The organism is Pseudoalteromonas ostreae (assembly GCF_018069805.1).
Lineage (GTDB): Bacteria > Pseudomonadota > Gammaproteobacteria > Enterobacterales > Alteromonadaceae > Pseudoalteromonas > Pseudoalteromonas ostreae.
On sequence record NZ_JAGPYN010000009.1, the window covers coordinates 56,607 to 79,021 of the forward strand.

Genomic DNA, 22,415 nt, shown 5'->3' on the forward strand with positions numbered 1-22,415 from the left:
GATTATACCTCCACACCTTGTTCTGACAGCATTTCCAAATAGCGATCTAACTCTTCTTCAGATAAATTATCTAAATCAACATCATCACTCAGTGTTTCTAATTCTTTAGCATTTTCAATCAAAATGGCAATATCTGAAATTGAACTGGCTTCAAAAACAGCTTTAAGAGGGAGCTCTACAGCCCACAACTCTCGAATCTCATTTATCATCCTTGTCGCGAGTAAAGAGTGCCCACCGATATCAAAGAAATTATCATTACGACCAACTTTTCGACCCTTAAGCAACTGCTCCCACACAGCAGCCAGACCTTTTTCTATGTCTGTGGTCGGCGCTTCATACTCACTCTGATTATTTATATCTGGATCAGGTAATGCATTACGATCTAACTTGCCATTTGTAGATAAAGGAAAGCTGTCTAACTGCATAATGATGGCTGGAACCATGTAATGTGGTAAATGCTGGCGCAAGTAATCTTTTAACTCGGTAACACCAATTACAGCCTGTGCCTCCTGAGTATCTGTAACGACATAGGCAACGAGTTGATAATCATCTTCATCGCGCAATGCTGACACCACAACAGCATCTTTAACCAATTCATGGCGTGTTAACACTGACTCTATCTCACCAGTTTCAATTCGATAACCACGAACTTTTACTTGGAAATCTTTTCGGCCAAGGTACTCTAAACTGCCATCGATATCTCGCTTCACGAGATCTCCTGTCAAATACATCTTCGAATCAAAAGCGTCTTGTGGCCATGGATTATCAATAAAAACTTCCTTCGTTTTGTCATGTAAACCAATATACCCTCGACCTACAACAGGCCCAGAAACAGCCAACTCACCAACCACTCCTATTGGTGCAAGTGCTAAATCAGGTGTTACAACATGCAAGCGGGCATTAGCAATCGGCTTCCCAATAAGAACACGATCTACAGGTCCACTAATTGGTTGGAATGCAACATCATCAGAACATTCGGCAGGGCCATAAGCGTTCATTAATGGGATTTCGGGGTACTGTGCAAACCACTGCTTCACCAATACAGGGGTTAACGCCTCACCCGTTGGCAATACCCACTTTAGGCTTGGCAACTCAACGTTATAATGCAATGCAGCTTTCATCACTGAAGGAACCGGCTCCCAGTGAGTTATTTGGCTAATCCGTAAATGATCCAACAATGCTTGAGGATCCTGCGTTATTTCATTTGGTACAATGCTGAGCTTTGCACCAATTATTGGTGCTGTTAAGAATTGCCATACAGAAATGTCGAAGCACTGAGAAGCCGTTTGTGCTATCACACTCGCTTTTGTCAGCGAAAGAGGAGCAATTTTAGAGAGCATATTATTTACCATACCACGATGCTCTACCATGACCCCTTTTGGTGTACCTGTCGAACCAGAGGTAAATAAAATATACGCTAAGTCATTCAAACTAGGGAAGCTTAAGGTTATCTGATCAACGTATTGCAAAGTAGTAAGTTGTGAATAAGAATATACGTTCTCACTTTTCCAATTACGATTTAACCAACGGGACTCCAATGAAAGCTTATCACCCACCAGAATTAACGCAGGGTTACTATCACCTATGATTTGTAGCCAGCGATTGGACGGTTGTTCGGGATCTAAAGGCAGATAAGCTGCCCCTGATTTTAACACCGCAACCATCATCACTAAATAATCAAGCCCACGGTGGTCTAACACCCCAACAATATCGCCAACTTGAACACCATGATGGCATAAGTTCTTCGCAATGATTTCAGAAGCATCATTAAGCTCAGCAAACGTTAAGTGTTGGCCTTTACACGTTGCAACAATTGCATCGGGAGTTTTTGCAACCTGCCTTGCAAATAGTTCAGGCCAGCTAACAGACATAAGAGATGGATCCGATGTGTTATTCCAATCAACCAGTGAATGCGCCACCTCCTGCTCGCCTAGGTATTCAAGCATATTAACTTGGCTTTCTGGTCGCTCAACCAGCGTCGATACAATATTGTCTATATAATTGTGAATACGCTCGGAAAACCCCTCATCAAAACAGCCACTGTCTAAGCTAATACTGGCTTCTAGGCTATTCGTTAGCGGATCTCTGCTATAATTGGCGTCAAATAGATAGTTTGTCATCTCAAAATCATCAACCGCTACAACTTGAATTTCATCTCCCATATTTTTATAAACATGAAAATCAATGTAATTGAACAAGGAGGCCGAAAACTCCATACCTACAGCATCCTGTATAGCAGAAAGTGGGTATGTGCGATGCTCCATCAAGTCTAACAGCTCGCCATTTAGCTGGCGTATTAACTCACACCAACTCAACTTGAAATCTTTAACACGTAAAGGTAACGAGTTTAAAAATAATCCTAGTGCGCGTTCACTGCCTTCAACTTCTGGGCGTCCATTTGCCACAACCGAAGTCGTCACATCTGAATTACCACTAATTAAAGCTAACAATGTTGTATGAACAGCTAACAAAACACTCTTCTCTTGCACATTTAGCTGATGCGCTAGCGCTTTGATTTTTTCATTATGAGTTGAAGAGAACTTGTAAGTTAAGAGACGCTGCCCTTCCTGCTCTGCAGTTGCCCACCAAGGCAGCTGAGCATCTTGTAACTTTTCTTTCCAATATTGCTCTGATCCAGCACTTTCAACTGCATTTTGCTCTGCAGCAATAAAGTGACTATAAGATAGCACCGAGCTTGGCTCAGGCAGTGAGCCGCCATTGCATAGTGTCGAGTAATAATTAAAGAGCGTTGTATTAATATTAGCAACACTCCAACCATCCCATAATGAGTGATGGAAAATAATTTGATAATAAAACTCATCATCCTTTAAATGATGCACAACAATCCGCCATAGCGTTGAGTCGAAATCGAACCCTGTAATATTGTCTTGCTCGGTCCAGCTCGCTATATCTTCCTTCTGCTGCTGGTGATTTAATTCGCGTAAATCTCGATATTCAAACGGTATCGCCAACTCTTCAAATACAAGTAGCAAAGGGCGCTCTGTCGTATTACAAAATACAGTGCGGAAAGATTCGTGCTCAGCAACCAACGCCGCAACAGCTTGCTCAAAATACGTTAAATTCCAACGTGCTTTTAGGTGAAAACCAAATACATCTCTATACATCCCCGTTTCCGTATCAAGCAAGTTATGTACTATCATTCCCTGTTGTAAAGTGGACTGTGGATACGCATCAACTAGCCGCGCGCGCTGTGGGTGAGAATCAAGCCAATTTTTCTCAGTTGCATTAAGTAATGAGAATGCAGAAACACTTTGAGACTCAATTACCTGCGTTCGCTTCTCTTCAATCGCACTTGCCAAACTATGAATATTTGGGTATGCAAATAAATCTCTGATTGAGTAGTTAAGGCCCGCTTTTTTACTTGCAGAAACAATTGATATTGCACGAATTGAATCCCCACCAATATGGAAAAAGTTATCCGTTATACCCACACTTTCAATCTGCAATCCAGCCTGCCACACATCACACAAAACTCGTTCAATTTCGCTCTTAGGTGCAACATAATTATTCTCATCGTGGCCCATAAAAAACGGCTCTGGCAGTGCTTTCTTATCAACTTTACCGTTCGCTGTTATTGGTAGCTTCTCTAGCTTTACGAAGGCTGATGGCACCATATGCTCAGGCAATTGAGCACTTAATGCATCACGAACAAAGATGATAGACGACGACTCATCATACGAAACATCTTTGGACATAACGAAGTATGCTGCTAATTGCAATGGCTCATTTCTAGCAACCACTACCGCTTCAATCACTTCTGGCAAGCCGAGTAAACATGATTCGACTTCACCCAATTCAATTCTGAAACCTCTTATTTTTACCTGCTGATCACATCGCCCAAGATATTCTAATTCTCCATCTGTGCGATAGCGTGCAAGGTCTCCGGTGCGATATAAGCGCTCACAGGCATTAAATGGGTTTACAATAAAACGTTCATTGGTCAGTGTTTTTCGATTCAAATATCCACGGGTAACACCTTTCCCCCCAACATACATTTCTCCTGGGACGCCGACAGGTACTAAGTCTAAGGAGGGTGTTAAAAGATATATTGATAGGTCATTTAAAGGCGCGCCGATCAAACTCGCATTCCCACGCAACGTTATGTCACTACGATAAATACGACGATATGTAACATGCACTGTCGTCTCTGTAATGCCATACATATTAACCAGCTCTGGTTTCGCATCACCATGACGCTCAATCCAAGGAACTAATGCATTCAAATTGAGCGCTTCACCTCCAAATATCACACAACGTAATGACAGTGCTTTACACTGCTCCAAATCGACATTAATTAAATGACCGAATGCGGTAGGAGTTTGGTTCAATACCGTTACTTTTTCTGTATCTAACAAGTCATAAAATTCTGGTGTAGAACGAGCAACCCAATGTGGCACAATCACCAAACGTCCACCAAATGACAATGCTCCCCAGATTTCCCATACCGAAAAATCGAATGCATATGAGTGAAACAGCGTCCAAACATCAGTATGATTAAAACGAAAATCGGCGGCATTGGTTTCAAATAAACGACTTATCTGCTGATGCTCAACCATTACACCTTTGGGTTTTCCTGTAGAACCGGAGGTATAGATAACATAAGCCAAATTATTTAAGGTTGTGCTATTTTGTGGATTCGTATCCGGATAAGTTAACAACCGCTGCTGGTCATCAATATGTAAAATAAGCTGCTGCTCCAAAGGCAGCTTTGATTCTAAGTGAGACTGACACAAAATAATGTTTACACCTGAATCCTCTAGCATATGAGTAAGTCGATTTTCAGGGTAAGCTGGATCTAACGGTAAGTAGGCTCCACCTGCTTTTAAAATGGCAAGTATACCCACAATCATTTCTGCTGAGCGTTCAACACAAAGCCCAACTAACATATCTGCACCTACACCTTGTGAGATTAAATAATGTGCCAGTCGGTTTGCCCGCTTATTTAGTTGATCATAACTAATAGCTTCACTTTCAATCGTTAGCGCTATTGCGTCAGGGCGCTCATTCGCCTGACTTTCAAAGCGTTCATGAATGCAGTGTGTGCTCACAGAGCTTTGCACGCTGCCATTCCATTTATCTAGTAATGTCTGGCGTTCACATTCGTTGATTAAAGGTATGTCGCTTATCTTTAGATTTGGTTCAGAAATAACACTTTCTAGTAGTCGATTAAATTGCACCGACATAGCTTCAATACTGCGTTTTTCAAAAAGATCTGTTGCCCAAGTCCAATTGAACTGTAAGTAATCGCCATTCTGTTGTGCTTCAAGGCTTAAATCAAATTGAGAGCGAACGTTCTCAATAGGCATTTCAGTTAAGCAGGCTTCAGGTAGATTGATCTCACTTTGCTCATTATTCTGCAATGCCAGCATTACTTGGAATAATGGGTTATAACTCAAGCTACGTGTTGGTTGAAGCGCCTCTACAATCGCGTCAAAAGGGAGCTGACTATGGCTAAAAGCATTCAGTGCACATTCTTTAGAACGACTTAGCAACTCACTAAAAGAAGGATCGCCAGAAAGATCTGAGCGCATCAGTACAGTATTAACAAAGAAGCCAACCAACGGCGCTACTTGCGTCTGATCACGATTTGCTGTGGGCGTGCCAACAACAATATCTTCCTCGTTGCTGTAGCGACTCAATAAGCTTGCCAGCGCCGCATTTAACAACATAAATAGTGTAACGTTATTGTTTTTTGCAAATTGCTGCACCGCTAAGCTTGTCGATGCTGACAAAGTAGCTGATAGCATTTCACCGTTGTGGCTCTGTACCGCTGGGCGAGGTTTATCCAAAGGTATAGTATGCACTGGTGGAAGCCCTTGTAGCTCTTTCTTCCAGAAACTTAGCTCCGATTGTAAGCGTTCGCTTACCAACCAAGCTCGTTGCCAATGTGCATAGTCCGAATATTGAATTTCTAACTGTGTTAATGGATCATTTTGATCTTTGATAAACGCTGTATATAATGCTGACAACTCATCAATCAATACTTTCTTAGACCACCCATCAGAGGCGATATGGTGCACAGTAAGAATTAAGTAATAACGCGTGTCCGCCAATTTGAGCAGTTTAGCTCTGAGCATTAAGTCACAGCTCAAATCAAACGGCTTAAGAATTTGCGCACGAAGTTGTGCTGTATAATCTTTTTCTTGCTCTTCGGTATCAAGTGGAGAAAGATCTTGCTGTTCTAATACAAAATCAACATCAGATAAGCGTACCTGCTCAATCACATTATCAATTTCTCGATAAACAGTGTGTAGTACATGGTGACGCATAATTATGTGCTTTAATGCATCAGATAATACAGCTGTATTTAGCACTCCATCAATATGAAATGCTGCGGCCATATTATATTCAGTCGCACTTTCTTCGACCTGATCAATAAACCATAGCCTTTGCTGAGCAAACGAAAGCGGTAAACTTTCACCATGTGGAGCTTTACCTATTCTTGGTAATTCACTTTGGCTAGCCTGTTCAATTGTTATTGCTAAATCGGCTAAAGAGTCTGTCTCAAACACTGTCTTTATCGACAGTTCAACCTGCCAAGCCTCACGAATTACAGATACCAAACGAGAAGCTAATAAAGAATGCCCACCCAGTTCAAAAAAGTTAGCATGGGTACTCACACGCTCACGGTTAAGTAACTCCATCCATATATGAGCCAATTTTTCTTCTGTTTGCGTTTTTGGCTCTATAAATTCACCTTTTTCTTCAAACATTGGCTCAGGTAATGCAGAACGGTCAACCTTACCATTGGCAGTTAATGGCAGCTGAGCTATCTCGACGATTGCCTGAGGTATCATGTAATTTGGCAATTTCCCTTTTAGGAACTCTCTGACTTTGTGTAGATCCACCGCACTATTAGTAACAATATAAGCCACTAAACACAGTTGCTGGAACTTATCAGGCTTTGCATCAACAACAACTTTACGTACAGACTCATGACTTTGAAGTACACTTTCAATCTCACCAGGTTCGATACGATAGCCCCTAATTTTTAATTGATGATCTTTGCGCCCTATATATTCAAGACTACCATCGGATAACCTACGCGCGAGATCGCCTGTCAAATATAGCCGAGTATCTAAATCATCTTGAGCAAAAGGGTTGGCCACAAAAGTAGCATCCGTTTGTTCTGGCAAATTCAAGTAACCACGTCCGACAATAGGTCCTGAAACGGCAATTTCACCCACGGCACCAATCGGAAGTAATGCGAGGTGATTATCAACAATATGTAATCGAACATTTGCAACAGGCTTACCAATTAACACACGCTCAACTGGACTATGGATCGGCTGAAAAGCCACATCGTCAGCACACTCAGCAGGCCCATAAGCATTCATCAGCGGGATTTCAGCATAACGCTGGAACCAACGCTCAACTAATTGTGCTGTTAATGCTTCGCCGGTAGGTAAGACCCAACGCAAAGAAGTTAGCGGTAATTTATACGCAAGCGCAGCGTCTATCATTGAAGGGACAGGTTCCCAGATGGTTACCTCATACTTGTTTAAGTATTCAAGTAAGGCATTAGGATCACGACAAATATCATTTGGGACGATATTTACCCGCGCCCCTAATAATAGCGCGGTTAAGTTTTGCCAAATTGATATATCAAAGCACTGGGAGGCGGTTTGTGCAATAACATCATCATGAGTTAATGATAGCGGTTTAAATTTAGCTAGCATGTTGTTGATCAGACCAGCATGCTCAATCATCACACCTTTAGGCTTACCAGTAGAACCGGAAGTAAAAATTACATAGGCCAAATCTTGTAAGCTGGGGTAAACTTCGATAGGTGATTCATTTTCACACTCTAGCATTAGCTCAGCAAGTGTCTTGACCTTTTCCTTGCGCCATTTACGCTTCATAACTCGGTGCTCTAACATCATAGAGTCACCAACCAGCAACATCTCAGGTTCACTTTCTCCCAGAACATCTAACCAACGTTGTGAAGGGTGATTTGGATCAAAAGGTATCCACGCCGCTCCTGATTTAATAATACCAACTAGCATAGTTAAGAAATCAGGCCCTCTATGCTCTAGCACCCCAACAAGATTACCTGAACCTATATTTTTCATTCTTAAGGCATTGGCGACACGATTTGATGCGTTATCTAACTCACGATAACTTAAACAGTGCCCATCTTGCTGCACAGCAATAGCATCTGGTGTGTTTACAACTTGCTTTGCAAATAATTCAGGCCAACTGTGTTCAAGCAGTTCTTCTCTGCTAGTATCGTTGAAATCCGTAAGCAACGTGTCTCGTTCAGCCTGAGTAATCACTTCAATATCTTGCAATGAGTGTGGTTCTTCTTGCTTAGCTAGTTGCTCTAACACATGGATATAGCGCTTCCCTATTTGGTAAGCTTCATCTTTACTCACATATTCGTCTCGACAATACACATCCAGTGTCAATGAAGAATTAGCACCGTAGTCTGTCAGGCGAATATGAAGAGGGTCTCGCTCCGCATTCGTTGCCATACTTTCGATATCAACACCTAATGGGACATAGTTGTAAACAACCTCCGTTAAGAAGTCTCGCCCATGCGCTACAAGATTCAACATTCGTCCTAAATGATGCATCGGGAAGGCTTGATGCCTCATATTCTTACGTTGTTCTTTACTTATTGCCTTAATAAGCTCAGCAGGTGTTTGACTCGCGTTTAGTTCATAGCAACCTGGGAGGTCGGTAGTAAACATACCAACCGTATTACGTTGCTCTCTACTACGACGGCGGTGAGTAGGAGTAGAAACTACAACGTCATTGCGTTGTGCAACTTTAGAGAAATAAATTAGCAACGCAGCAAGGCCTAGTTGATTAATTTCTCCACCTAGCTGTTTTGCTCTAGTCATTAAAGCATTACGAAGTGATTCATCTAATTCAATAGTCACACGGTGACTCAGTGTTGTCCCTATTCTTTCTTGGTCCGAAAAGTTAGGTAAGAGCATTGGCTCATGCAATACCTGAAACTTTTCTCGCCAATACTGTGCATCTTGATTATATTTCTCAGATCCTAAATAAGCTTGTTCAGCGACGATAACATCTCGAAATGAACCTATTGTACTGAATGCTTCGATCTCCTGACCCTGAGCCAGTTTTTTAACATTATCTACCCATAATGCAATACCGAGTGCATCTACTAAGATGTGGTGTATTCTTAAACACCAAACATGTTGCTCCTCGCTAATACGATATAAACAGGATTCAATGAGTCGATCTTCACCCAAAGTAAAGACCCGATCAAACTGTTCTTTTGTGAGGGACTCAACAACTTCTTCGGCATTATCAACATTAGAATAATCATGGAACTCTAACGGAAAACTATCATAATAACCAAAACTCTGGACTAACTCTTTTCCTTGGTAAAATAATCGAGCACTAAACATATCGAACTGACTTACCAGTTCATTTAATCCTTGCTGTAATAGATAAAAATCAGCTTTCTTCAAACGAACAACACAACCAAGATTATAACATGGGTTAGTAGGTTTTATTATTTGGTCAAAGTAAATACTTTCTTGAGCTGTTGATAGGGGAAAAACGTTATCAATATTCATAACTATATTAAAGCCTTTTAATTCAAAATTCTAAGCTCAGTAATACCAAGCTTATCCTTGATAAAAATAGATAAAACTAAATACTAATCGTTACCTAAACGACTGCCTCTTCGAAACATTCATCTGATTCGTTTTTAACATTAATCAGTTTTGCTTTACCGGATTCAAACTTATAGAGTTTATCTGCTAATGAAAAATATCTATCATCGTGACTAATTACGATTACAGACTTTCCTTTACGCTTTAGTTCAGGTAGCAGCTCTTGATAAAAAAACTGTCTAAAATATGGGTCTTGATCGGCTGCCCATTCATCAAATAGACAAATTGGAGAATCTTCGATGTAAGATAAGACTAATGCCAAACGCTTTTTCTGGCCGTGAGATAGGTCTGTTGTCGATAGGCATCCATCTTTAACAGATACTTTATCCTCCAAATTAAGACGCTTTAGGTAATATTGCACCTCTTCATCTCTTGCAAGCTCACCATCACGGTTCAAGGCTTGTTTAAAGACATAGAAGTCAGAAAATATAGTGCTGAAATTTTTACGATATGACTCCCCACCATCGGCATAATTTATGGCCGAATCATCAATAGTAATTTCTCCATTATCAGGAATATATAAACCAGTAAGCAGCTTAGCAAACGTAGATTTACCACTCCCATTTCCTCCGGTTATAAATGTAACCTCGCCTCTTTTAAAACTGGCGTTTATTGGTCCAACTTCAAATTGAAATCCAGGAGACTCACCTTTTTTATATTTAAAAGTAATATTTTTAAGCGTTAACTCAGACCAATTGTCATTCGTTTTGACACTTTTTTCTGTATCAAATTCGGCCATATCTTCTGAAAGATTAAGGCTAGCTATCTTCCTATTTGCTACAATTCCATTACTAATTTCTTCAAAGCTATCAACCAAAAAGCTTAAAGGACCCATTAAATAAATCATGATCAAGACAAATCTAACCATCATCTCAACGGTAACCTGTGGGAAGAAATATTGACTGACAAAAACAACAGCTCCCATTGAAATAAATAAAGTTGCGTTTGCCCAATTTGTGATATAAACAAAAAACATTTTCGCCTTTACATCTGCAAACTTTATTTTTTCTGCTATTGGAAGCAATATCTTGTGATAAAAAAACCTCTTCCTATTGGTGTTAATATTTAATTCTTTGCCACCTTCAACCAACGCTTTAAAATTGGAAAAGAGCTCATCATCGCATTCCCTCAACTCTTCAAAACTCTTTATTCCTTTATTCAAAATTACTTTTGCTACTACCACAGCAAAAGTTAAAATGAACAAAACGACAAGAAACAATTCCCATGAAGAATATCCCATATAGACAAGACATAAGGCGACAGCTGTAAAGTTATAAGCAAATAAAGGTAGTATAGAAAGTGAATCAGAAATTGTTCTAACATCACCAGTAATTGTTGCATAAACCCTATGTCCCCCGATCTTCTCCAAATTAGAATAACTTGTAGCAAGCACTCGCTTGGCCATTATATCCCGGAGTCTCTCAACAATAGATGCGCTTAATTTTGTTAAAATAAACTGAGATAAAACACCAAAAAAAACCAATGCAATAACACCAAAAACCATAAAAGAAAGACCTTCTTTAAAGTTTTCAACACCATTATTTATATTAGAAAGGTAATCATTAATATGCGCTATTAATGCAATACCAGACAAAGCACTTAACATACTAAGAAAAGACGAAAAAAGTATAGAACCTTTATATTCAGAAATAAGTTTAAAAAGCATAAAAACTCACGAAATAATTTAAAACTAGAAACAAAAAAGTAAAGCGCAATGTATAAACCGCTTCCACTTCGACACATAAAGCTTATGATGTGTATAAATATTCAGCTTTTTGTCCCCCTAAACACACGAACTCATGTAAAGACTGATATTGCTCATCTTCAATTCGAGAGGTGCTTATCACAAAGTGGCTTTCATTTTTTACTCTCCAAATATAAAAAGGAGATATGCCTTCATTAAGAAGCAAATTATCAATCTCTTCATTAACACCATGAATAAATAAAAGATTGACGCTCTTACATTCATCATATTTTGAAATACACTCAGACTTTACTAGAAAGTGTTTTTCATCAAGGATCTCAAATTCATTGATAATATGAGCACTGTCAATTTCTGAACACAATCGACTGGGAAGCAGGCCTAAATTATTTATTCTAGAGACTAGAGGCGTATACTTTTCGGTTTGCACAACAATTTTTGTCCCCAAGCAATTAGGACTCATACTATTTTTAAGCTGAACCTCGCAGTCCATATCATAAATAGCTTCCAATGTTCGTTGATGAAGCACTGAACTGCCTGAATGAGCAAGTTGATTTGCTGTTTCCCAGCTAATTACAGAGTGGGGGAATGCGCTACTAATTACATTAGGATCTGCACTGTATACACCAGAGACATCACTCCAAAATACTAGTTTGGAGGCTGAAGTTAGACGGGCACAAACACTAGCCGAGTAATCACTTCCATTTCGTCCTAATGTCGTAGTTTTCCCATTTTCATCCGCAGCAATATAACCTGTGACAACTTTTATAACTTCATTATCTAGATTAAGATCTCGTAATTTATTGATACTAAGCTCAAAATCAACTTGGTTATGGTTCAAACTAAGAAAGTCTCTGGCGTCTATAAACTGAGCCTGAACGTCGAGATCGTTCAAAACGGCAGCCAGTAAACGTGCCGACCACACTTCCCCAAAGCACACCCAATCAGCTATTTCAAAAGCATTATCACAACTACTTTCAATCATATGCTTTAACTTATTAACATCTTCAAACAGAGAAACTTGCAGCTCCTCTTTTGTTACTTTATTGCTCACCGCACTTATTAATGACTCTTGATAATTAAATAAACTTTCTAAAGTAACACTTGCAGACGATGGGGATGCTTGAGATTTATTTGCAATTTCAATGAGATGATTTGTACTTTTTCCGGCCGCAGAAACAACTATTAAATTATTTTTATAAGAGCGAACATTATCTATCACTATATTAGCAACACGGACAAATGAACCAGGCTCCTTTAAACTAGACCCACCAAATTTATGAACACTAGTTTTCATACCTGACAAACAAGCTAATTTCATTATATTTCCTTACACATGAATGCAAAAACTAAAATTAAATTAAACTAACAAACTAAGCCTCTTCACAAAAAAATTTAAATGAAGAAGCTTTAAATTATGAAATATAGTTAAGGTAAGGCTTATACTTATTAAACAACCTGTCATTTTTAGGTTTTAATAATAACGCCTTAAAGGATTGATAATTATAGTAATGATTTTCTTTTGGCATCCCTTTAAAAACCGAAGAAAATGACTTCAAAACACTACCAAACGTATGAAAGTCAACATTGAACGATATACTATCTTCCAAGCTTCGAACATGGTGTATTGTTCCTGGAGGCATATAAAATATATCACCACTATTAACTTCCACCTGTTCTACTTTTACATTTTTGAAGTCTGGAAACTTTTCATAGTCTGGATTTTCTGGGTCTACTCCAAACCATCTCCATTTTTTCCTATAGCAGTACTTTCCATCCTCTGGTCGAATAATGGTAAATACTTTTTTTCCTTTGATCTGAAAAAATAAGTTATGAGTTAATAACGTATCAAAGTGCAAAGGCGTAACACTATTTTTCGCAGAAATGAAAAACTGTGCAAACCGAGACCAATCTTGGGCATACCAGTCAGGCATTACATCTTTTGGAAAGTTGCCAATATCTTCCAACAGCTCTTTGGCTAATAAAAATATTGGCACATCATGACAGTACGGGGCTACTTTATCGGTATCCTCACCTTCTTTTTCTTTGAAATTTTTAATTATTTTAACGTACTCTCCCATCAAAACATTTTTCACATCAATTTTTGATTCACTAAAAACCTTTGTTACTACAGGTATGTCAGGACAAACTTTTTCAAAATAATCTAAGTCCCATTTTTCAATCGCTGGCCAGCTCTTTGCGCCACCTTGAAATAATGCAGTATTAGCACTTAGGCACTTACTTCTAAACTCTGAAGATTCAAAACTGGAAAACTTCATAATAGACATATAATAATCCTTATACTTCAGCCTTGTTCTTACTCACATTCCAGTTCTATCTGACTAAAATACTTGTTATATTTTCTAATTATTTCTGATGCATCTTGAAACGCATCACCACCTTTCATATAAAAGTACTTCAGAACTTGAAACTCACTATCATTGCTAGGGTCATCCATTAAATAATCAATGTACTCCAGCGCTCCCTTCTCATGAATGAAATTCCATGTAATTGACACAGAGTCTTCGAGTACGATGACATCATGAAGCCATCCATGTGGAACATAAAGTAGTTCTCCTGGACCAAGAGTTCCATGAAAGTCTGGTTTATGGCTTAATTCATTTAAATTATCACCACGAACATCTACATACCCCCCGAACGAATTATCAGCCTTGTTAATTAAACTTAGCTCCTCAGCTCGATCTGGATGATACATCGCTACACTTTTCACACCGTAAAATTGGCTTACAACAGCATCGCTACAAAATGGATCTGTATGTAGCCGCGTTCTCGCACCGCGGGCCGCAACTAAAATTCCACGATATGGAAATTGGTCGGTGGTTGGATCAGGGTAATCCCCCTCACTTGCCATTGGGATTAGTAAATCTTTACCACTTAAGAAATCTGGTTTTTTCCAAAATGGTCTAACTCTCGAAAATGCTTCATCTCCCCAAGCATAATCAATATCCTTCAACTGGTTATACCAACGAACATAAGGAACGTTTGCTTCAAATGGTCCTTTTTTACCAAAATACTTATCTATATAGTTACTAAGTGTTGATAGATTCTGTAAATCGAACAGTGAGTCATATTCCTGAGTAGGTAAATCTCCAATTAGCTCTTTGAGGAAAGAGGGCTCCCACTTAGTAGCGTCAAAATCAATATTCTTTATGACCGCAGGGCGATTTTTCTTAATATACTGAGATGCAAATTCTTCTTCACTGATCCCATCGAGTACATCAAGTTCCATTTTATGCTTCCTCCGCTATCAATGTATGCTCAGCTGAACATAACTTGAAATCATTACAAACCGATACGATGATTTTACAAATTCTTTCCATCGATTCTTCTAACAAGTGAGAAGGTATGTTTAGCGCCGGCATAAACTTAAGAACGTGATCTCGCTCGCCGCATGTTTCGATGATTATTTTGTTTTCAAAACACTTTTTCGCTACCGCTACCGCTAGGATTTCATCATAAAACTCGAGTCCTTGAAAAAGCCCTCGCCCTCTAGACTCTTTAATGTACTCCTCACAGCTAACTAAAACTTTATCGAACGCATTGCGAATGATTGTTTCTTTATCACTCAACTCTTGCTCAAATGTTTTATCATGCCAAAAGAGCTCAAGCATTTTTGTAGACGCAATAAATGCCAAGTTGTTGCCTCGAAAAGTGCCGTTATCTTCACCTGGAGACCAAACATCAATATCTGGCTTAATTAACAAAATAGCCATTGGAAAGCCAATTCCTCCAATAGATTTGGATAAGCAGACTAAATCTGGTTGAATATTTGCGTGTTCGAAGCTAAAAAACGTTCCTGTTCGACCTACACCGGCTTGAATATCATCGATAATGAGTTTTATGCCAAAGTCATTCGCTAGTTGTCTAATACCTTGTAACCATTCAATACTAGCAACATTCACTCCACCTTCACCCTGAACGGTTTCTAAAATAATAGCCGCTGGTAAATCAACTCCGGAACTACTGTCCATAAATAACTTTCGATAAAAGGCAATAGAATCATAATCTTTACCTAAATATCCATCGTACGGAAGTCTTGTGACCCCTCCCTGAGAAACAGCTTGGCGCTTACTTCGATTACCAGTGAGACTTAAAGACGTACCTGACATGCCATGAAAACCATTTGTAAAACAAATAACATTGTGTCTTCCTGTCACTTTTCTGGCTAGTTTAACCGCCGATTCAACAACACTCGTACCTGTAGGGCTAGTAAACTGAATTTTATATGATAAGTTTCGAGGTGCCAGTATGTATTTGTTGAATGTAACAATGAAATCTCTTTTTGCTTCTGTATACAAATCGAGACTCATTAAAACACCATTTCTTTGCATGTAATTAATAACTGTGTTTTTGATTTCGGTATGGTTATGCCCGTAATTTAGTGCCCCGGCCCCACTCAACATGTCCAAATACTCAACGCCATCTGAGTCATAAATAAAACTTCCATGGGCTACATCGTAAGAAGCAGGAAAGCTTCTACAATATGTTCTTGCTTGCGACTCATATGACTTAAATACATCTTCATTCTTCATAATTTTCATAATCCTTATTTACTATTAATAGATTGATAACTCTAAAAGACATGCTGGCCAACCTTACTTGTCAAAACCAACTAAAAATCACACCAACTCATAATGCCGATAAAAGGTACACAAAACAACCACACTTGTAAACAAAAAAAACAATACGCTTTAAACTCATGCACATAAGTAACAATAAATAAAAAATAAGTGCGCATTTTGCAACAATTAAATTAATTGTAATAATCTAAAAACAACCCCAAATCTAAGTAAGATTAAGAAAAAGACTACACAAGATTTGTGTAACTTATATTAATGTACAGAAAGTTTTATCCACCCAGATACATCTCTTAAATGAACAAATATCAGCATGAAAATAAGGAACAATTGAATCCTTAAAAAGCTCTTTACACTATGACAAGATAAATGACGGGAGGTGAACCATAGAGTGTCTATTTCTAATCAAAAGTAATGCACTTAAATGGTCGAAATTATAATAACCCCGAACATAAAAAGTGCGCCTAGCATACTTTCATAAGATGTAGACAAATATCTCATGACGAAAAAACCGCTTATTTTGGTGCTTGAATAACAATCTATAAACGCTTAAATTTATAGCAAAATAAGAGTGACGTAGCGCAATAAGTCCTTTTACTATTGAATTAGAGAAGTACCCCACCAAGCATGTTTAAAATAAAAAATGACAGTTATACTGAATCTTTATTGGCACATACTAGATATAATTGCTTTTATAACAGGAAATAAACCACAGAAATGTGTGTTTCCAAGAAACCTTATTATTGACATTAACAAATCAATCAACTAACGACATGTAACGTACACTACTTAACCAGCAGCGAATTATTCGGCTAATATTGTTAAAACCGTTACTTTCCCTTCAGAATCGGCAAATAAAAAACGAATATTATTAGCCCTTAATGTAAAATAATCGCTATTCTCATATTTTTGGGTAGTAAATGGTTACTAAATCACCATATGTTGAAAACTACCCACTTATTGTGCAATCGCTAAGTGGTTAATAGTAGAACGACCCGACTACTCATTTACTACTTGGAAAATACTTTTAGTTACTCTAGTATCTATTTGTCTAGGCTAACTATTTGCATTTAAATGAAATCATTTCCTTCGTTGTATTTTGCTAATCTATTTTTAATTATTGGCACAGGTTTACTCACCACCTATTTAGCCCTCTATTTAGGGAAAAATGGCATCTCAACCTTTTGGATCGGATTAATGACCTCATGTTATTACATGGGGTTGTTGCTTGGCTCAAAGCTTGGTTATCACCTAATTAAATCGGTCGGCCATATTAGAACTTTTGCGGCGAGTACCGCCGCAGTTTTAGCGTGCGTTGCAGCACATGGTGTTAGTGATAATATTTTTTTATGGTTAGGCCTGCGGCTATTTGTAGGCCTTGGCATGATGTGCAATTACATGGTACTCGAAAGCTGGCTCAACGAACAAGCGGCTCCTGAATCTCGTGGTAGAGTGTTTTCGTTTTATATGATCACCTCTTATCTGGGTATGATTTTAGGTCAATTTGCATTAGCTGAATTCCCTGAGCTTGGCTATGCTCCTCTATTTTTAGTGTGCATGGCGCTGGCAATTGGCATTATTCCTATTTCAATCACTCGTAGAATTCACCCCAAGCCATTAAAACCAATTCAAGTAAGTCTATTTGACTACTTTAAAAAAGCACCGCAATCACTTACAGCCGTTCACTTTGCAGGCATTATCAATGGCAGCTTTTACGGCCTTGCGCCAACATTTGCCAAGTCATCTGGATTTAGTTCATCAGAAATTGCCATTTTTATGTCTGCCACTATTTTTGCAGGTCTGCTCGCGCAATGGCCGATGGGCGTCTTGTCGGATAAAATACGTCGTAGTGTGTTAATACGCACCAATGCAGTTGCGATTGGCGTAGTTAGTCTTGCTTTATTTTTACTACCTATTTCACAAACGCTCGCCTTCGCACTCACTTTTATGTTTGGTTTGTTTGCATTTACTTTATATCCATTATCCTCAGCATTAGCTAATTCACGCGTTGAAGATGAAGAGCGTGTTGGCGTATCGTCTGCGCTATTAGTTGCTTTTGGAGCTGGTGCAGCTCTTGGTTCAACTGCCAATGCACAAGTTATGACCTATTTTGGTCACCAAGCCCTTTATGCCTCCATCGCATTATTAACGTTAATAATGTATTTATTACTCACTTATATTAATTCGAAACAAAAAGTAGAACAACCAGAGCCTAGCGATTACGTTGTAGGCACATCAGATGTTACCAACTCGCCACTAGCTGCAACCATGGATCCACGGATTGAAGAAACCACCGCCCATGACCAAATGCTAGTGGTCGATGAAATTGATGATGAATATGAAGAAAACATTGCAGCCTTTGAGACGGAAGATGCGCAGGGAGATCTGTTTAAAGACCACTATGTATAAGCGCAAACTTTTTTATTTTGGCCTGACAACTGCCTTTATTTTATTTTTGGCGCTACTGAGCACCGCAATCTCGGCTCATTTAACGCGTGAAAATTTGCAGCAAAGTAATATTGCTCAGTCATTATTGGTCGAACATGAAAAGCTCTCGAGTATTTCTTACCGGTTATTTAAGCAATTAACCGATGAAATTATCTTTGGCCAAAATGCTAACCAAGCCTATGTTCGTAAAAAGCAAAACCTGATCCAACAATCAATCAGTCAAATTAAAAAACTAGAGATCGAACAGCGCAACGCGCTCGGCTTATCTTTTACCAAAGGTAGTATTGAAGACACAGATGAACTGGTACGACTCATTGATGAAATCACCGTTGAATTTAGAGCCGTAGTTAGTAGCGGTAATACAGCCCCTTTAAATCAGCAAGCACAACTAAAGCGCCTACTGGAAGTTACCATAGACGACCAATTTAGAGAGGCAATCAACTCAGCGGTAGCACGGCAAACCCGAGTGGTGGCGGCGATCAATGCAAAAATTGAGATGCTTAACAGCACTATCTTATGGTTTGCGATTGGCCTAGGTGCGCTCTCTATTCCATTAATATTGTACGGTTGTTATTGGTTGTTTAACCAGCTCTATCAACCACTAATACTAATTGCTAACGCAACCAACTCAATTGCGTTAGGGCATTACCAAAAGCCAATTTCGGTCACCCTCGATGATGAGTTTGAAGAGCTCGCCACCTCAATAAATCAACTTGCGCTGCGCCTGCAAGAGCACGAAAAAAACGCAATACAATCAAGAAAACAATTAGAACTTGAAGTTCAGCAACGTACCAGCGAGCTCACTGAAGCCAACCTGTTGCTCACTAAAATTGATTCAAGACGTCGCCAGTTTATCGCCGATATATCACATGAGTTGCGCACACCTTTAACAATTATTCGCGGGGAGGCACAAGTAACACTGCGCATGCAATCTGTGTCGGTTGATGACTTTAACCAAACGTTACAGTCGATACTCGGGCAGGCACTCAGTTTAAGCCGCTTAGTAGATGATTTATTACTGTTAACGCGGGCTGAAATGAACCAAATAAACCTTGAGATTACACCAACTATGATAATACCGTTGATCGCATCTGAGGTTATGAAATGGCAAAAACTCAATTTAGCTCGTGCAATCACATTTGAAGCCGGTACAAACTTAAACGAACTACTTGTGACTATTGATACACAACGGATACAACAAGTACTGGCGATTTTATGCGATAACGCAATTAAGTATTCAAAATCAGATCAACCAATCGAAATCACTCTACATAAAGCCAATTCAATGATCACCATTGCAATTAAAGATTATGGCGAAGGGATCTCAGCGGCTGAAGTTGACAATATTTTTGAACGTTTTGTGCGTTTTAGTAAACATAGTGAAGGATTAGGGCTTGGATTACCAATAGCAAAAGCCATTATCGAAGCCCATGACGGTAGTATTAGCGTTACCTCAACTCAAGGGCAAGGATCGATATTTTCAATCTCTTTACCGCTAGGAAACAAATGATGAATATTCTTCTCGCAGATGACGAATTACCACTATTACACTTTCTATCACGAGGATTACGCAGTGAAGGCTATGAATGTATAAGCATCAATGAATTACATGAAGTCCTGCCGTTTATTAAAAAAAACTCACCGCACATAGTGATACTCGATAGATTATTTGGTTCACAAGATAGTTTATCAATATTGGAAGCGGTCAAAGCCCTCCCCACCCCTCCTATGGTGCTAATGCTAACGGCATTAGATGAAGTGCCCGAGCGGGTTAAAGGGCTTGAAATGGGAGCGGATGATTATCTATGCAAGCCTTTTGATTTTGATGAACTATTAGCCCGTGTATTAGCGTTAAAACGCCGTATGACAGCACCGCAACAGCAACACCAAACAACGCTTAATATTGGCTCATTGGCATTGCTCATTCAGCAACGTATTGCATTACTTAATAGCGAAGAATTAGCACTGACAAAAATTGAATTTGAGTTACTACTATATTTTGCAGAAAACCAAGACAAGGTGCTGTCTCGTGAGCGGATACTTAGTCGTGTATGGCAAACTTACAGCGAACCCAATACTAATATTATTGACGTGTATGTCAGCCGACTCAGAAAAAAAATAGAAACTGAACCCACATTAGCCATTCAAACCTTGCGCGGAAATGGTTATAGGATGAGTCTAAAATAGTGCGAGTTGACTACTCGCACTTTGAATACAGAATTAAATCACTGAGAAGTAGGTGATAACAACTTAGGGTTTAGCACTAAATTACGCACCCCATGAGCATGATCTTCGTTAAATACATTCTCATTGCACCAATTACCAACACTATTAATATCGACTACGGCAACTTGTGGTCTAACACTCCAACTAACTTGTAATGGCGATGCTTTTTCATTGTACGCAGGGCCCGTTGTTGAACCTAAATACTCCACAGGGATACCGGTATTAGTAGGAATATTAGGTGCTTGATAATAACCATTAACTTGCTCAACATTTGCAAGTTGTGCAAAATTAATAGCATGTTTATCATTGGCCAACACGATTATTTGCCCTTCAACCCTAAGAGCTGGATTCATAGTATTATCGGCTAAACAAGCCCCCAAAGTTGGCCCAGGGTTCACTTTTGCTGACGAATATACAAAGTGCACAGCTAAGGTATCACCTACTTTTAATGAGCCAGTTTTTGTAGCACAAACATTACCCTCTACAGGCTTTAATTGTGCAGCTGATAACTTGCCATCGTAGACATAACCAGTATTATGCCCTTTACCATCTCCATTGCCCGCATAAGTGGTAAACTCCCCGCCTTTATGCTCCGCATTTTTATGAAAATGAATATTGCATAAATTAAGCTCGCTACGGTTTGGCGCCATCCCAAAGCGACGTAAGTTAGTACCATAATTTTGGTCTATATCTCGAGGTGATTGCGGCCCAAAACCTTTACCCTGAGTATTTTTATCAAGTGCTTCACGTTGCTCGGCCACAATACTGTCACTAACATTCTTTGCGCTCACAATCGTACTAGTTACTGCTGATGTAAACAAACCAATGACACATGCACATTTTACAAAAGCTGCTGTTTTAATCATTTTCACTTTCATTTATGCCCTTTATAAAGTTAATAAAACCATTGTATTGAAAGTATCTAAAAAAGACTTATCAGGAACATTAAAATTAGATTAAAAACACAAAATAGTATTATAAAAAAATTACTTGCAATCTATACAAGTTATAGCGCGCATAGAAATGCGTTAATGAAGCTTTTTAGGGCCTTGACGAACCATGTCTTTACCATTTTCAAATACGTCTTGCGTGACCCAACGACCAAGCAATAATTTATGCTCATCATCAAGCACTGCGATAAATGGACGACCATTACTATTATTGGTTGCTAACGCTAAACCTGAAACATTTTTTAAACCCAATCCACCACCTTCAACTAGGAGTAAAAATGCCTCTAGCTCTTCAAGTGTATCAATTACATCATTATCGTTAATCATGCTAATTACTCTGTTACTATTTGATAAACGAAGAATACCAGTTATAAAAGCTAGGATAAATGTTATTAATAATAATCGGGTCCCTGGATTTTTCTTAATAAATAAGAAAACACGACCACTTAGAGTATCGTGTTTAGTTCATTATAACGCTTGATAGTTTTTACCTTATCGCCTACAGATACTAACGCACCGTTATAAGTCAGATGAATATAGCGAGCGATTGTGCCATCGACATGCCGAATAAAGACATGATTCTCATGTAAATCTTTACCATTTCCATCATGAAAGTGCTCCTTAACAGCAGCAACACCGTGAATCGATTTGCGATAGTATCCAGTTGAAACAACAACTTGATGTTTTGTATCAGCTCTATCAAGGTAACATATAAGGTGAGTCAACTTGTGTAGAGTAAAGACGACAATCAATGTCGGGTTGAACAAACACTAGTAAAGGCGAACTAAATAATGCGCTTAAAATCAATATGTTTAACCGA

The 22,415-nt window shown here is 38.9% G+C and carries 11 protein-coding genes; 3 read left to right on the forward strand and 8 right to left on the reverse strand.

Annotated features, from left to right (window positions below):
* Window positions 1-2: 2 nt before the first annotated feature.
* The 6 genes from J7338_RS08980 to ectB all read right to left on the reverse strand — a co-directional run bounded on the left by J7338_RS08980 (window position 3) and on the right by ectB (window position 15,926).
* Window positions 3-9,572, reverse strand: a complete 9,570-nt coding sequence (locus J7338_RS08980) for a non-ribosomal peptide synthetase (protein ID WP_210796755.1) — start codon at window positions 9,570-9,572, stop codon at window positions 3-5.
* Window positions 9,573-9,666: 94 nt separating this feature from the next.
* Window positions 9,667-11,337: a cyclic peptide export ABC transporter gene (locus J7338_RS08985; protein WP_210796756.1), complete on the reverse strand. Its 1,671-nt coding sequence runs from the start codon at window positions 11,335-11,337 to the stop codon at window positions 9,667-9,669.
* Window positions 11,338-11,419: 82 nt separating this feature from the next.
* Window positions 11,420-12,694 (reverse strand): amino acid kinase family protein, encoded by a 1,275-nt coding sequence (locus J7338_RS08990; protein ID WP_210796757.1) that lies wholly within the window; start codon window positions 12,692-12,694, stop codon window positions 11,420-11,422.
* 94 nt (window positions 12,695-12,788) lie between these two features.
* Window positions 12,789-13,661 (reverse strand): cupin-like domain-containing protein, encoded by an 873-nt coding sequence (locus J7338_RS08995; RefSeq protein WP_210796758.1) that lies wholly within the window; start codon window positions 13,659-13,661, stop codon window positions 12,789-12,791.
* Between the two features lie 29 nt (window positions 13,662-13,690).
* The gene (locus J7338_RS09000) at window positions 13,691-14,623 is read right to left on the reverse strand and encodes a cupin-like domain-containing protein (RefSeq protein ID WP_210796759.1); all 933 of its coding nucleotides are present in this window, start codon (window positions 14,621-14,623) and stop codon (window positions 13,691-13,693) included.
* Window position 14,624: 1 nt separating this feature from the next.
* Window positions 14,625-15,926 (reverse strand): diaminobutyrate--2-oxoglutarate transaminase, encoded by a 1,302-nt coding sequence (gene ectB / locus J7338_RS09005; protein ID WP_210796760.1) that lies wholly within the window; start codon window positions 15,924-15,926, stop codon window positions 14,625-14,627.
* A 1,119-nt stretch (window positions 15,927-17,045) separates the two neighbouring features.
* Here ectB and J7338_RS09010 point away from each other — a divergent pair.
* From J7338_RS09010 to J7338_RS09020, 3 genes are read left to right on the forward strand one after another with little or no spacing between them, the layout of a single operon-like run.
* The gene (locus J7338_RS09010; protein WP_210796761.1) at window positions 17,046-18,380 is read left to right on the forward strand and encodes an MFS transporter; all 1,335 of its coding nucleotides are present in this window, start codon (window positions 17,046-17,048) and stop codon (window positions 18,378-18,380) included.
* On the forward strand, window positions 18,373-19,929 hold the full coding sequence (locus J7338_RS09015) for a sensor histidine kinase (protein ID WP_210796762.1): 1,557 nt from the start codon (window positions 18,373-18,375) through the stop codon (window positions 19,927-19,929). Before J7338_RS09010 ends, J7338_RS09015 begins: the two co-directional genes overlap by 8 nt.
* The gene (locus J7338_RS09020; RefSeq protein WP_210796835.1) at window positions 19,929-20,606 is read left to right on the forward strand and encodes a response regulator transcription factor; all 678 of its coding nucleotides are present in this window, start codon (window positions 19,929-19,931) and stop codon (window positions 20,604-20,606) included. The genes J7338_RS09015 and J7338_RS09020 overlap by 1 nt, the downstream gene beginning before the upstream one ends.
* Window positions 20,607-20,644: 38 nt before the next feature.
* Here J7338_RS09020 and J7338_RS09025 read toward each other — a convergent pair whose 3' ends face one another.
* Both J7338_RS09025 and J7338_RS09030 read right to left on the reverse strand, forming a co-directional pair.
* The gene (locus tag J7338_RS09025; RefSeq protein WP_415837767.1) at window positions 20,645-21,523 is read right to left on the reverse strand and encodes a delta-class carbonic anhydrase; all 879 of its coding nucleotides are present in this window, start codon (window positions 21,521-21,523) and stop codon (window positions 20,645-20,647) included.
* Window positions 21,524-21,673: 150 nt separating this feature from the next.
* Window positions 21,674-21,922, reverse strand: a complete 249-nt coding sequence (locus J7338_RS09030) for a hypothetical protein (protein ID WP_210796763.1) — start codon at window positions 21,920-21,922, stop codon at window positions 21,674-21,676.
* Window positions 21,923-22,415 lie beyond the last annotated feature (493 nt).

What these genes read in the sequence shown, in the direction of transcription:
- J7338_RS08980 (WP_210796755.1), bottom strand. Translation starts at nt 9,572, where the DNA reads ATGAATATTGATAACGTTTTTCCCCTATCAACAGCTCAAGAAAGTATT.
- J7338_RS08985 (WP_210796756.1), bottom strand. Translation starts at nt 11,337, where the DNA reads ATGCTTTTTAAACTTATTTCTGAATATAAAGGTTCTATACTTTTTTCG.
- J7338_RS08990 (WP_210796757.1), bottom strand. Translation starts at nt 12,694, where the DNA reads ATGAAATTAGCTTGTTTGTCAGGTATGAAAACTAGTGTTCATAAATTT.
- J7338_RS08995 (WP_210796758.1), bottom strand. Translation starts at nt 13,661, where the DNA reads ATGTCTATTATGAAGTTTTCCAGTTTTGAATCTTCAGAGTTTAGAAGT.
- J7338_RS09000 (WP_210796759.1), bottom strand. Translation starts at nt 14,623, where the DNA reads ATGGAACTTGATGTACTCGATGGGATCAGTGAAGAAGAATTTGCATCT.
- ectB (WP_210796760.1), bottom strand. Translation starts at nt 15,926, where the DNA reads ATGAAGAATGAAGATGTATTTAAGTCATATGAGTCGCAAGCAAGAACA.
- J7338_RS09010 (WP_210796761.1), top strand. Translation starts at nt 17,046, where the DNA reads ATGAAATCATTTCCTTCGTTGTATTTTGCTAATCTATTTTTAATTATT.
- J7338_RS09015 (WP_210796762.1), top strand. Translation starts at nt 18,373, where the DNA reads ATGTATAAGCGCAAACTTTTTTATTTTGGCCTGACAACTGCCTTTATT.
- J7338_RS09020 (WP_210796835.1), top strand. Translation starts at nt 19,929, where the DNA reads ATGAATATTCTTCTCGCAGATGACGAATTACCACTATTACACTTTCTA.
- J7338_RS09025 (WP_415837767.1), bottom strand. Translation starts at nt 21,523, where the DNA reads ATGAAAGTGAAAATGATTAAAACAGCAGCTTTTGTAAAATGTGCATGT.
- J7338_RS09030 (WP_210796763.1), bottom strand. Translation starts at nt 21,922, where the DNA reads ATGATTAACGATAATGATGTAATTGATACACTTGAAGAGCTAGAGGCA.